The organism is Cloacibacterium rupense (assembly GCF_014645495.1).
In the GTDB taxonomy this organism is placed as follows: domain Bacteria; phylum Bacteroidota; class Bacteroidia; order Flavobacteriales; family Weeksellaceae; genus Cloacibacterium; species Cloacibacterium rupense.
On sequence record NZ_BMLV01000002.1, the window covers coordinates 452,660 to 465,672 of the forward strand.

The following is a 13,013-nucleotide window of genomic DNA, read 5'->3' on the forward strand; positions in this document are numbered from 1 at the left end:
ACTATTGTTGTAGTTGTGAATGATGTGGAAAAATATTGGTTAATTTTTTCGTAACATTTAGTTGAAGTTGAATTCATATATAATTAACATTACAACCCCTTGATTTTTAGTATAAATTAACACTTATTAACAAATGTTAGTATTTATTAAATTGATAGATTATTTATAATATTTATGAGGAAAACTTCATCATAGTTTAGCCGAAACTTTTCAAAAGAAAATTGTTTTTATTCAAAATTATTTTTCCATTAAGCATTTTATTTGAATAGAGAAAGAAGTAGTTCTAAATAGTTTTCCACAAATAAATTAGAACTTGTTAACAATGATTTTTCTTAACATTTTAATTTACTTAAAGAGATGTAAATGAACATATTATGAATTAATGAATATTGTTAATATTTAGTTAAAATTCTGATAATCAATTCTATTAATTTTAAGATTAAAATAGATTTAATCCACATTTAAATTAAAAGCCTTAATTTTGTACTAAATAATCTAATATAAAAATGAAAAAAATTGCTATTGCTGCTGATCATGCAGGATTTGAATACAAAGAATACATTAAAAATCAATTAAAAGACCAATATGAATTGGTAGATTTTGGTACTCATTCTGTAGATTCTGTAGATTATCCAGATTTTGTGCATCCTGCTGCTAGTGCTGTAGAAAATGGAGATTGTGAATTTGGAATTCTTTTTTGCGGAAGCGGACAAGGTGTACAATTAAGTGCTAATAAACACCAAGGAGTAAGATGTGCATTAGCTTGGATGCCTGAAATTGCTGCTTTATCTCGTCAACATAATAATTGTAATATGGTAGCCTTACCGGCCAGATTTATTGCCAAAGAACTGGCGCAGGAAATTATAGAAAAATTTCTCAACACCGATTTCGAAGGAGGAAGACACCAGAATAGAGTAGATAAAATCACTTGTAAATAAAGAAAATCTCCAGCGAAAGTTGGAGATTTTTGTTTAAATTTATAAAAATTAAAAACACCAAATAATATATGAAACAACAACATAAATCACAAAAACAAGACCAGAAACTTCGCGATATTGGGAAGCTTATTCTGCGTTTTATGAACAAAAAAGCGTCTAAAATATACAATTATAAACAGATAGCAGACGGTATAGAATACAAAAATCCGAGACAAAGAGAACTTGTTTTACAAGCTTTGCACAAATTGCGTGCAGAAGATAAAATTAAAGAAACAGACCGTTTAAAATACATTGTAAACCTTCAAATTACGGACACTTTAACTGGAGTAATCGATTTTGCAGCCAATGGAAACGCTTATGTAAAAGTAGAAGGCATAGAAGATGATATTTTTGTGCATCAAAAAAATGTAAAAGATGCGCTACAAGGTGACACCGTTCTCATAGTAACTTATCATTTCAAAGGAAAAAAATTAGAAGGTTCTGTTTTAGAAGTTTTAGAAAGAGCTAATGATACTTTTGTGGGTACTTTTCAATATGTTCAACACAAAGATTTCGGGTTTGTAGTAGTAGATAAAAAACAAATCAACAACGATTTTTTCATCCCAAAAAATAAAATGAACGGCGCAAAAGATGGTGAAAAAGTAGTCGTAAAAATGCTGAATTGGGACGAAAATTCTAAAAATCCGGAAGGAGAAATTATTCAAGTTTTGGGTTTACCAGGTGAGCACGAAACCGAAATTCATTCCATTCTAGCAGAATATGGTTTGCCTTATGATTTTCCACCAGAAGTAGAAGCTGATGCAGATAAAATCAATAAGAAAATTACTGCTGCTGAAGTGAAAAAACGCCGTGATATGCGTAAAATTCTGACTTTTACTATAGATCCGAAAGATGCAAAAGATTTTGACGATGCTCTTTCATTGCAAAAATTACCTAACGGAAATTGGGAAGTTGGCGTACATATTGCAGACGTTTCTCATTATGTAAGACCAGGAACAATTCTCGATGATGAAGCATATAAACGGGCCACTTCTGTATATTTGGTAGACAGAGTTGTGCCAATGTTGCCAGAAGTTTTGAGTAACGAAGTTTGTAGTCTTCGCCCTAATGAAGATAAATTCACTTTTTCGGCGGTTTTTGAACTGAATGATAAAGCAGAAATTCAAAATCAATGGTTTGGAAGAACCGTGATTCATTCTGACAGAAGATTTACTTACGAAGAAGCGCAAGAACGTATTGAGACAGGAAAAGGAGATTTAGCAGAGGAAATTTTAACTTTAGATAAATTGGCAAAAATTCTTCGAAAAGACAGATTAAAACACGGAGCCATCGCTTTTGATAGAATGGAAGTAAAATTTAATCTCGATGAAGAATCTAATCCTATTGGCGTTTATTTCAAAATTTCTAAAGATTCTAATCATTTGATTGAAGAATTTATGCTTTTGGCCAACAAAAAAGTTTCAGAATTTGTTTCTTTAACTCGAAAAGGAGAGTCTACCGGAAACACTTTCGTGTATAGAATTCACGATGATCCAGATCCTACCAAATTATTGGCTTTGAAGGATTTTGTAGGCACTTTTGGGTATAAAATGAATTTGGCCAATTCTAAAAAAGTAGCAGAATCTCTCAACAAATTATTGAAAGAAGTAAAAGGAAAAGGTGAGGAAAATATGGTGGAAACTTTGGCAATGAGAACCATGAGCAAAGCTGTTTATTCCACAGAAAACATCGGACATTACGGACTTTCTTTCGACCATTATTCGCATTTTACATCGCCAATTCGTCGTTATCCAGATTTGGTTGCTCACCGATTATTGCAACATTATTTAGATGGAGGAAAATCACCGAATGCTGCAGAATATGAGGAAATGATGAAACATTGCAGCGCTCAAGAACGTTTGGCTTCTGATGCGGAAAGAGATTCTATCAAATTCATGCAAGTGAAATTTATGGAAAAACACGTGGGCGAAGTTTTCGAAGGCGTAGTTTCAGGAACAGCAGACTTCGGATTTTGGGTCGAAATACCTGAAAACGGAGCAGAAGGTTTAATAAAATTACGAGATTTGATGGATGATTCTTACTTTCATGATGCTAAAACACACTCTATTGTTGGGATGAGAACTGGTAGAACTTTCCAATTGGGTGATAATGTGAAAATTAAAGTCATTAAAGCGAATTTAGTAGCCAAACAATTAGATTTTAAAATTGTAGATTAAAATCAGTTAAATTTTAAATCTATAATTTCTTATCTTTGTTCAATGCTTGAGCTTATTCTTTCAGCAATTGGTTTAGGATTTATGTTGAGTCTGGTTTTCATCGGGCCCATTTTTTTCCTTTTGATAGAAACCAGCTTTTCTAGAGGTCACAAACATGCATTAGCATTAGATATTGGAGTAATTTCTGCTGATATTCTGTGTATAATTGCAGCTTATTTTGCCAGTTCAGATATTGTAACGATTATAGATGACCATCCTGGTTTTTATAGAATCACGGCGCTTATCGTCTTCGTTTATGGTATTTTTATGATGGTTTCTAAGACCAAAATGCACCTTCCAGATGAGGCTAAATTTATCAATCAGAATTATTTTAAAACTTTTATCAATGGTTTTTTGTTTAATTTACTTAATGTAGGTGTGATACTTTTTTGGTTGGTAACGGTAATTTCGGTTAGAAATCAATACCCAGAAACTCATAATTTTATCATTTATATTTCTTTAGTTATAGCAACCTACTTATGTATAGATTTAGTAAAAATTTTACTAGCTAAACAATTCCACTACAAGTTAACGGAGAAACTAGCCAACAATATTAGAAAAGGAGTGGGAGTTATTTTAATTATTTTTAGTTTTTTTATTTTCCTTCAAAGCTATAAGAAATTCAACCAGTTTGATAAACGTTTAGAAGAAGCCGAAAAAAAGGAAGTTAAATATAAAGAAGGCGCTCAATAAAATATTCCACTGTAAATTAATTTGCAAATACTTACTATCAAAGAAAACAAAATGAAAGAAATTATTTTTCCAAAATCTTTGAAAAAAGGTGATAAAATTGCCATTATTTCTCCAGCAGGTTTCGTAGAAGAAGCACCTTTGCAAAACACCTTAAATTTAGTACAATCAAAAGGTTACGAACCTGTTTTTGGCAAACATACTTTAGGAAAATTTGTAAACGGATACAATTATTCTGGTACCGAAAAAGAAAGAATCCAAGATTTGAATTGGGCTTTGAACGATGAAGAAATTTCTGCAATTTGGGCAACTAGAGGCGGTTATGGTTGTCAACATTTATTGAGACATCTTAAACTTTCAAAATTTAAAGAAAATCCGAAATGGTATATTGGTTATTCTGATAATACCGTGATTAACAGTTATTTATTAAAAAACGGATTTGCTTCTATACACGGACAAACCATCAAAACTGCAAGTTTCGGGGTTTCGGAAGAAGGTTATGAGAATATTTTTAATATTTTGGAAGGAAAAAAGCTGAAATATACTTTAGAAAAACACCCATTCAACAAAAACGGAATTGCAGAAGGAGAATTAATTGGCGGAAATTTAGCGTTAATTTATGCACTTTTAGGAACTAATTATTCATTTAAATTTAAAGACAAAATTCTTTTTATAGAAGATATTGGCGAGAATTTCTACGCTTTAGATAGAATGTTGATGAGCCTAGATTTGGCGGGAGTTTTTAGAAAAATAAAAGGCTTAATTATTGGTGGAATGACCAATATGGGCGACGAAAAAGAAAACAAAAACTACGAAGAACCTTTCGATGAATTTGCCTACGAAATTATTGCTCAAAGATTAAAAAAATACAACTTCCCTACTCTTTTCGGTTTCCCGAACGGACATATTTTTGATAACCGACCTTTGATAATTGGAAGAAATGTAAAGATAGAAGTTGGAGAAAAACCGAAGGTGGAAATTTAATTAAATCATTTATCAATTATCATTCATCAATTATAAAAAGTGGCAGATCACAACGAATTTGGGAAACTCGCAGAAGAATTGGCAGAGAATTTTTTAGTTCAAAAAAACTATAAAATTTTAGAAAAAAACTTCCGTTATCAAAAAGCGGAAATAGACATTATTGCCGAATTTGAAAACCAAATCATCATTGTAGAAGTAAAAGCCAGAAAAACAGACGCTTTTATGCTTCCGCAAGAAGCCATCAACAAAAGAAAAATAAAACTGATTGTTTCCGCGGCCAATTATTTTTTAGAAGAAAATAATATTGATAAAGAAACCAGATTTGATGCCATTACGGTTCTACCAAACGAGTCTGGAAAATTAGAAATTACACATTTAGAAAACGCTTTCGAAGCATTCGATGCGAATTAATACATGAATCTTCCTTGGAAAATATCGCTTTTTGGAGAATCTTTTTACCTCCATATTATTTTTGAAGCATTAGCGTTTTTCATCGGGATTCGCTATTACTATTTTCTTCGAAAACAGCAACCAGACTACATTTCAGACACTAATAGATTGTGGATTTTATTAGGAGCAATGTTTGGAGCTTTATTAGGATCAAGGATTATAGGTGTGATGGAAGTTCCAGAATTTTATAAGAATTTTACTTTTCAACTTTTATACAATAACAAAACAGTTTTAGGAGGTTTTTTAGGCGGACTTTTTGGAGTTGAAATTTTCAAACATTTTGTTGGCGAAAAACAATCTTCAGGAGATTTATATGTTTTGCCCATTATTTTAGCATTATTTATCGGGAGAATTGGGTGTTTTTCTATGGGGATTGCCGAAACTACATTTGGTACAGAAACCCATTTTTTTACAGGAATGGATTTAGGAGACGGAAAACTTCGGCATCCTGTTATGTTGTACGAAATGCTGTTTCTAACTTTACTTTTTGTTTTTTTCAAAGTTTTATATCGAAAAAAATTCAAAAATTACCAATTAGGAGATGGTTTCAAAATTTTTATGTTATTGTATTTCGGTTTTCGATTTTTGATGGAATTTCTAAAACCACGTTACGAAATCTTTTTAGGACTTACGATTATCCAATGGTGCGGGATTTTTGTTTATCTTTATTATTGGAAGTTTTTTTTAAGATTTTTCCGTTATTATAATCAAAACCAAAACTAAATGCACAAAACACGAGATTACATATACTACGATTATACCAAAAGTCTTTGCCCAGAATGTTTAGAAACTATTGATGCCAAAATTGTTTTCAGAGATAGCAAAGTTTGGATGCTCAAAAATTGTAAAAAACACGGCGAATCTGAAGTAATGATTGCTGATGATGTAGAATATTACAAGCAAATCCGAAATTATAATAAACAGTCGGAAATGCCACAGAAATTCAATACCAAAGTACATTTTGGTTGTCCTTATGATTGTGGTTTGTGTACCGATCACGAGCAACATTCTTGCCTTTCGATTGTAGAAGTTACAGATAGATGCAACTTAACTTGCCCAACTTGTTATGCTAATTCTGCCCCAAATTATGGCAGACACAGAACGTTGGAAGAAATAAACAGAATGTTTGATACCATTGTAGAAAACGAAGGAGAACCAGATGTGGTGCAAATTTCGGGAGGAGAACCTACTGTTCATCCAGAATTTTTTGAAATTTTAGATTTAGCAAAGTCAAAACCAATAAAACATTTAATGTTGAATACCAACGGAATACGAATTGCAAAAGACAAAAATTTTGTAGAAAAATTGGCTTCATATATGCCCGATTTTGAAATTTATTTGCAGTTTGATAGTTTCAAACCAGAAGTTTTAGAAGAATTGCGAGGCGAAGATTTAACCGAAGTTCGTAAAAAGGCTATTGAACATTTGAACGAATTCAATCTTTCCACAACTTTGGTAATTACGCTTCAAAAAGGATTGAATGATGATGAAATTGGTGAGATTTTAGATTATGCTTTGAAACAAAAATCGGTTCGTGGTGTTACATTCCAGCCTACTCAATTTGCAGGAAGAACAGAAAATGAGGGTGCGAAATCTGAAAAAATGACACTTACAGAAGTTCGCAGAAAAATTTTGGAACAATCTACCGTTTTTGAAAAAGAAGATTTAATTCCCGTTCCTTGTAATCCCGATGCACTTTGTATGGCTTATGCATTGAAATTGAATAACGGCGGCGAAACCGAAATTTTCCCGATGACACGATATGTAAATCCGGAAGATATTCTTAATAATTCTAGAAGTACCATTGTTTACGAACATGACGAAAGAATAAAAGAGCACATGACAAACCTTTTCAGCACAGGAATTTCTGTAGATTGTGCAGGAAGCGAAGGTGGCGAATTTCAGCAGTTGATGTGCTGTTTACCAACGGTAAAATCGGATTCGTTGGATTATTCAAATTTGTTTAGAATTATCATCATGAATTTTATGGATGCCCATGATTTTGATGTGAGAGCCGTAAAAAAATCTTGCGTTCATATTGTGAGCAATCAGTACAAAATGATTCCTTTCGAAACGATGAATTTACTTTATAGAGACGAAAAAATAAAAGAAATTAGAAAATCATGGTTGGCGTAATTATTTTACTCATTGTTTTAATATCAGCTTATTGGGTTTCTGCTTTGGTATTATTAATTTCTGGAATTTATTTGCAACGAAAAGCGGAATCAGAAGAAAGAAAAAACGTTGGAAAAACGAGAATGATTATTGGAATCATCGTGCTTATTATTGGCGGTGCGTTTTGCGGAACTATTCTTAATGTTTAATTTTAAAATATTAATTATGGATGACTTAATTACAATATTATATGTAGTTTCGCCAATAATATTCTTTGTGAGTTTATATTATTTGGTATTTAGAAAATTTGACAATAAGAATTATAGAATTTTACTAGGTGTTTTTGTTACAAATTTTCTACTTTTAATTTACTTAATTTTTAAGTCATACAAAGAGCCTTATATTTCTATTTATTATGGAATTTTAGGAATTATAGGATTTACTTTTGCATTAAGAGGTATTTATAAATACTTTTCTGAAAAAGAAATTACAAAACAACAAAAAATAAAAGTAGCAATCTACATTTTCATTTGCCTAATCATAGGTTTTGGAATGTGTTCTACCACAGGAATTTTTGGTTTTTAAAAAAGTTATGGGATTATTTATTTTATATTGGCTAATTGTAATTGTTCTTTTCCTAATAGGATTAGGAATAAGTATTTTTGCAAAAGACAATGAAAAAAGAAAAACAGGAATTAGAATGTTAATAACTTCTGTAATCATGCTCATAATCGGAGCAGGAGTTTGTGGTTACATTTTAATGAATCTCAATTTAGGCAATATGCATTAATCATTTATGAAATCGCCATGATTAACAAACGCAAACACCGATGAAGATTAGGCGATTCCATATGACCTTTAAAAAACAATAAAAACTACATATGAAAACAATATTCATCACAGGAGCAACTTCAGGAATCGGCAAAGCTACCGCCGAAATTTTCGCAAAACAAGGACATAGATTAATCATCTGTGGACGAAGAAAAGAAGTTTTAGAAAATTTACTAATTCAGTTGAGTAATTTCACTGAAGTATATAGTTTGGTTTTTGATGTAAGAAACCAACAAGAAGTTGTAAACGCCATCAATTCTCTTCCTGAAGAGTGGAAAAACATTGATGTTCTAGTTAATAATGCAGGAAATGCGCACGGTTTAGAGCCCATTTCAGAGGCCAATGTTTCGGATTGGGATGCGATGATGGATGGAAATGTAAAAGGACTACTCTACGTTTCTCAACCGATTATTAAATTAATGAAATCTAAAAATTCTGGACATATTGTGAATATTTCTTCCGTAGCAGCAAGACAAACGTATGCTAACGGAACGGTTTATTGCGCAAGTAAAAAAGCAGTTGATGTCATTTCCGAAGGAATGCGTCTTGAACTTACAGAATTTGGAATTAAAGTAACCAATGTACAACCAGGAGCAGTAGAAACCGATTTTTCTAAAATAAGATTTAAAGGTGACGAAGAACGTGCCGCAACCGTTTATGCAGGTTATGAACCATTAATTGCCGAAGATATTGCCGATGCAATTTCGTATTGTGTAAATGCCCCAGACCGAGTTTCTATTGCCGAAATTTGTATTTATCCAAAAGCACAAGCGGAACCGAGAACGATTTATAGAAAATAATTTTAGAATTAGGAAATTAGTTAGCGGGATAATATCTTTGCAGTTCGATTATCATTTATCAATCATCATTTATCAATTAAATTCCGTGAAAATCCTCCACATAGAAACCTCATCACGAAACTGTTCTGTTGCCATTTCTGATGGCGAAGAATTGTTATGTCTTTGCGAAGAAGTTTCAGAAAACTACAAACAATCTGAATCTTTGCACACTTTTGTAGAATGGGCAATAGAAGGCGCAGAAATTTCTTTGAAAGATATAGAAGCCGTTTCTTTAGGAAAAGGACCGGGTTCTTATACAGGTTTAAGAATTGGCGCAGCTTCTGCAAAAGGTTTTTGCTACGGATTGAAAGTTCCTTTAATTGCAGTAAATTCTTTAGAAACGATGATAGAGCCGTTTTTAGGGCAAAACTATGATATAATCATTCCATTAATCGATGCGAGAAGAATGGAGGTTTATTGCGCTGTTTATGATGGAAATTCTGGCAAAATGATTTCGGAAACAGAAGCCAAAATTCTAGACGAACAATCTTTCAAAGAATTAGAAGGAAAAAAAATACTTTTTGTAGGAGATGGAGCGAAAAAAGCACAAGAAATTTTACAAATTTCTAATGCAGATTTTAATCAAGAAGTTTATCCTTCAGCAAAATATCTCATAAAAAAATCGGTGGAAAAATTAAATCGACAAGATTTTGAAGATGTAGCTTATTTCGAGCCATTTTATCTGAAAGATTTCCACGGTGTAAAGAAAAAATCTTCAGAAAATTTATAAAAAATAAAGCGAAATTGAAAACTCAATTTCGCTTTTTATTATCTATCTTTTTTAGGTTCTATAGGTTTTAAGGGCAAAGGGTCTGGTTCATTCATTTCCTTATTATTAATTTTTGGAGGCGTTGTAGAACTGTTTGGAGTAAAGTTAGGCTGTATGGCATCATTATTCTTAATTTCCACTTTTTTATCCTCTATTTTGGTGTTTATAGGTTTATTAATAGGATTTCCGTTGGCGTCAAATTGCTCTACTTTTAAGTCGCTTTTCAAAAACTGAAGCATTTCTTTAGCTTTTATTCCTTCAGGTGTTTTAGGATAGTTCAGCATTAATTGTTCTAACTGTAGAATCATAATTTCTTTACCAGCCGTTTTTGCCGTGTTGAATGCTTGTAGCAAAGCAAATTTAGGAATTAATACATCCTTCGGAAATTGCTTTTGCGCATCTTCAATCAGTTTTCTAGAATCTTCATATTTTCCTTCTTCATAGAGTTGGTAAGCATCTGTATATTTCTTCTGAACCTCTGTATCAGAAGATGTAAATTCTGCTTTTTTAGGATTTTTAACAAATTCTGCGATGGAAGTATAAGGGTATTTTTCTAAAATTAGTTGTTTGGCACGTTCAGCATCTTTAGGATTTTTCTCGTAATTCATAGAAAAAATCTGGTAAAGTGCTTGTTGCTCTGTCTCTTCGTCTGTTTTAGAATCTACCAAATCATACAATGTTTTAGTAGCCAAAGGGACATTAGAAAAAAAATTGTCATACATTCTACCAAGGCCTAGACTTGCAGTATCTCTATTTTTTTTGAGGGCAGCGAGTTCTTCTGTTTTAGCAGGAATTTTTTCGATATAGAAATCTGGTTCATACCTTCTAGGATTGGGTGCAGAAGTTATGCCAAGAGCTTCGTTTTTAAGGTCTTCTATAGAATTTTGTTTAGCAGAAGTACGCCAATTGTCTGTAGGGGCTCTGTTTCCCCAGATTTGTTTAAATGCAGATTCTCCCTTAGAAATGGTAGATTGACTGGCAAAATAAAAACCCTTACTTCCTCCGCTGAAATCCATAAAAGAACTGCTATTGTCAGTTCCATTTAGTAAAGCAAAATCAGTAGTTTCGAATTTATTATTTTTCTCTTTTTCAGCTTTTTTGCGCTCTAGCTCTTCTTTTGCTTCTTTGGTTTTTAAAGTTTCAATATGTTTGTTAAAGTAAGCCAATCTCTCATCATTTGACATTTTGGTTAGATTCAGAATGCTGTCATTTTTCTTGATGAGGTAATAGTTTTTAGAAACTTTTTTTATGTTTTCGGTTAGCGATTTCAGGTTTTCTTTTGCTGGAAGATAATTCATTGAAGCATAGGCAGAATCGTAGTAAACTCCGGCACTCAGATAATCATTCTCATCAAAATGTTTTTTCCCAATTTCATAATACGCCAAACCTCTGATTTGGGGATCTGAAACTTTTTCTTTGATAGATTTTCTGAAAAAATCTTGTGCATCGTCTTTTTTACCAGCTTTATTTGCCATTAAACCCAATGCATAATAAAACTCATTTTTACGAGAGGCGTATGTTCCTTTTTTGCTTATTTTTTCTAAATATTCTTTTGCGCCTTCATAATCATCATCTTTTCCATTGAAGGTTTTGGCAATTTCTATTTGAGATTTCACTTCAAATTCAAAATCTCTAGCGTTTTTATAAGCCGTCACAAAACTTTCTCGGGCTTCTTCATTTTTACCCAAACTCGCTAGAATTTGACCTCTTAGAAAAGCAATTCTACTTCTTAATTTCTTATTTTTGTTGAATTGATAAGCTTCTTCTAATTCGGTGATGGCCTCTTCTTTTTTGCCTGCTTCTAGTAGCATTTCAGAGTAGAAAACGCTCAATAATTTTTTCTCAGATTTTCTTAATTTTTCTTTTTTTAAATCTCTGAAATTTTCATCAGCTTGATAATAATCTTTCATCTTGCCATAAGCGTAAGCTTCATAGACTTTTACCAAGTTGAGTCTTTTATCTTTGGCAAAATTTTTCTTCAAAATATTGATGGCGTCTAGCGCTTCTAAAGCTTTTCCTTGAAAAAGTCTGGCTTTGGCTAAAAGAAGATAAGCATCAAAAATCTGTTTATTTTTTTCTTTACCATTAAACAGCATCGAATGTTTTTCAATGGCTTTCAAAGCTTTTATTTCTGCGATTTGAAGTGAGCCTGCTTTGTTGCTGTTTCCAACAGAAGTACCGCCATCAAAATCATCTTCTTTAAAAAAATCTGAAGGAGGTGTAGTGCCCGCTTGAGATGAAAAACCTAGATTTCCCATATTTTCTGGGGAAATTTGTTCTTCGTAAGTAAGCAGTTTAATGTATGGTGCGTAGAAATTATCCTTATAAGATTTTTCTCTATTGGTAAGTTCAGATTTCAAGGCTTCTTGTCCGTTAAAAAGTACATTATATTGAGTGGTGAAACCTTGATATTTTCTATTAATAAAACCGTCTTTTCTTGGCGAACAAGCCAAGATGGTGGTTAAAATCAATAGAAATGGGATGTTTTTTTTCATCGAAGTGTTTTAATAACAAAAATTGCTTTGTTTTATTGTGAAGAGCAATAAATAAACACGTAAAAATACTAAAAATTTTGTAAACCTAATTCTTTCAAAGTTTTGTAAACCAAATGAGTTGGCAATCCCATAATGGTGTAAAAACAGCCATTAATTCTAGAAATTTTTGCCATTCCTAACCATTCTTGTATGCCGTAACTACCAGCCTTATCAAATGGTTGATAATTTTTGATATAATAATCGATTTCTTCCTTAGAAATTTCTGTAAATTCTACCTCGGCAACATCCGTTATGGTGATGATTTTTTCTGAGGTTTTAAAAGAAATTCCGGTGTAAACTTGATGGGTTTTTCCGGATAAATGAGAGAGCATTTCTACCGCTTCTTCCCTATTTTTTGGCTTTCCGAGAACTTTATTTTCAAAAGCAACTACCGTATCAGCTGTCAGTAAAATTTCATTTTCTAATAAATTCCTAAAAGCATTGGCTTTAAGTTCAGAAAGATAAGAAGCTATGTCTTTTACTTCTAAATTTTCTGGAAAAATTTCGTCACAATTGATAGAAATCACTTCAAAATCAAAGCCTAAACTTTGCAAAAGTTCTTTCCTTCTTGGCGAATTAGAACCGAGTAATATTTTCATTTACGATTT

14 protein-coding genes are annotated in these 13,013 nt (G+C 32.1%); 12 read left to right on the forward strand and 2 right to left on the reverse strand.

Annotated elements, in window-relative coordinates; translation table 11 throughout:
* Positions 1–506 precede the first annotated feature (506 nt).
* The 12 genes from rpiB to tsaB all read left to right on the forward strand — a co-directional run bounded on the left by rpiB (position 507) and on the right by tsaB (position 9,832).
* A complete protein-coding gene (gene rpiB, locus IEW40_RS06040) occupies positions 507–938 on the forward strand; it encodes a ribose 5-phosphate isomerase B (RefSeq protein WP_188617174.1) in 432 nt (143 codons plus the stop codon).
* A gap of 68 nt (positions 939–1,006) precedes the next feature.
* Positions 1,007–3,154: a ribonuclease R gene (gene rnr / locus IEW40_RS06045; protein ID WP_188617175.1), complete on the forward strand. Its 2,148-nt coding sequence runs from the start codon at positions 1,007–1,009 to the stop codon at positions 3,152–3,154.
* A 42-nt stretch (positions 3,155–3,196) separates the two neighbouring features.
* The gene (locus IEW40_RS06050; RefSeq protein WP_188617176.1) at positions 3,197–3,886 is read left to right on the forward strand and encodes a LysE family translocator; all 690 of its coding nucleotides are present in this window, start codon (positions 3,197–3,199) and stop codon (positions 3,884–3,886) included.
* 51 nt (positions 3,887–3,937) lie between these two features.
* On the forward strand, positions 3,938–4,867 hold the full coding sequence (locus IEW40_RS06055) for a S66 peptidase family protein (RefSeq protein ID WP_188617177.1): 930 nt from the start codon (positions 3,938–3,940) through the stop codon (positions 4,865–4,867).
* Positions 4,868–4,906: 39 nt separating this feature from the next.
* A complete protein-coding gene (locus IEW40_RS06060) occupies positions 4,907–5,278 on the forward strand; it encodes a YraN family protein (RefSeq protein ID WP_188617178.1) in 372 nt (123 codons plus the stop codon).
* Between the two features lie 3 nt (positions 5,279–5,281).
* Positions 5,282–6,040 (forward strand): prolipoprotein diacylglyceryl transferase family protein, encoded by a 759-nt coding sequence (locus IEW40_RS06065; protein ID WP_188617179.1) that lies wholly within the window; start codon positions 5,282–5,284, stop codon positions 6,038–6,040.
* Positions 6,041–7,453 (forward strand): radical SAM protein, encoded by a 1,413-nt coding sequence (locus IEW40_RS06070; RefSeq protein ID WP_188617180.1) that lies wholly within the window; start codon positions 6,041–6,043, stop codon positions 7,451–7,453.
* Entirely contained in the window at positions 7,441–7,641 is a 201-nt protein-coding gene (locus IEW40_RS06075; protein WP_188617181.1) for a hypothetical protein, read from the forward strand. Before IEW40_RS06070 ends, IEW40_RS06075 begins: the two co-directional genes overlap by 13 nt.
* A gap of 16 nt (positions 7,642–7,657) precedes the next feature.
* A complete protein-coding gene (locus IEW40_RS06080; protein ID WP_188617182.1) occupies positions 7,658–8,017 on the forward strand; it encodes a hypothetical protein in 360 nt (119 codons plus the stop codon).
* Positions 8,018–8,024: 7 nt separating this feature from the next.
* Positions 8,025–8,222: a hypothetical protein gene (locus IEW40_RS06085; protein WP_188617183.1), complete on the forward strand. Its 198-nt coding sequence runs from the start codon at positions 8,025–8,027 to the stop codon at positions 8,220–8,222.
* A 91-nt stretch (positions 8,223–8,313) separates the two neighbouring features.
* A complete protein-coding gene (locus IEW40_RS06090; protein ID WP_188617184.1) occupies positions 8,314–9,063 on the forward strand; it encodes an SDR family NAD(P)-dependent oxidoreductase in 750 nt (249 codons plus the stop codon).
* 85 nt (positions 9,064–9,148) lie between these two features.
* The gene (tsaB, locus tag IEW40_RS06095) at positions 9,149–9,832 is read left to right on the forward strand and encodes a tRNA (adenosine(37)-N6)-threonylcarbamoyltransferase complex dimerization subunit type 1 TsaB (protein WP_188617185.1); all 684 of its coding nucleotides are present in this window, start codon (positions 9,149–9,151) and stop codon (positions 9,830–9,832) included.
* A 38-nt stretch (positions 9,833–9,870) separates the two neighbouring features.
* Here the strand turns inward: tsaB and porW are convergent, their stop codons facing one another.
* Complete coding sequence (gene porW / locus IEW40_RS06100) at positions 9,871–12,366, reverse strand: type IX secretion system periplasmic lipoprotein PorW/SprE (RefSeq protein WP_188617186.1); 2,496 nt, start codon at positions 12,364–12,366, stop codon at positions 9,871–9,873.
* Between the two features lie 68 nt (positions 12,367–12,434).
* Positions 12,435–13,004, reverse strand: coding sequence for a Maf family nucleotide pyrophosphatase (locus tag IEW40_RS06105; RefSeq protein WP_188617187.1), 570 nt, complete (start codon positions 13,002–13,004; stop codon positions 12,435–12,437).
* Between the last annotated feature and the right edge of the window lie 9 nt (positions 13,005–13,013).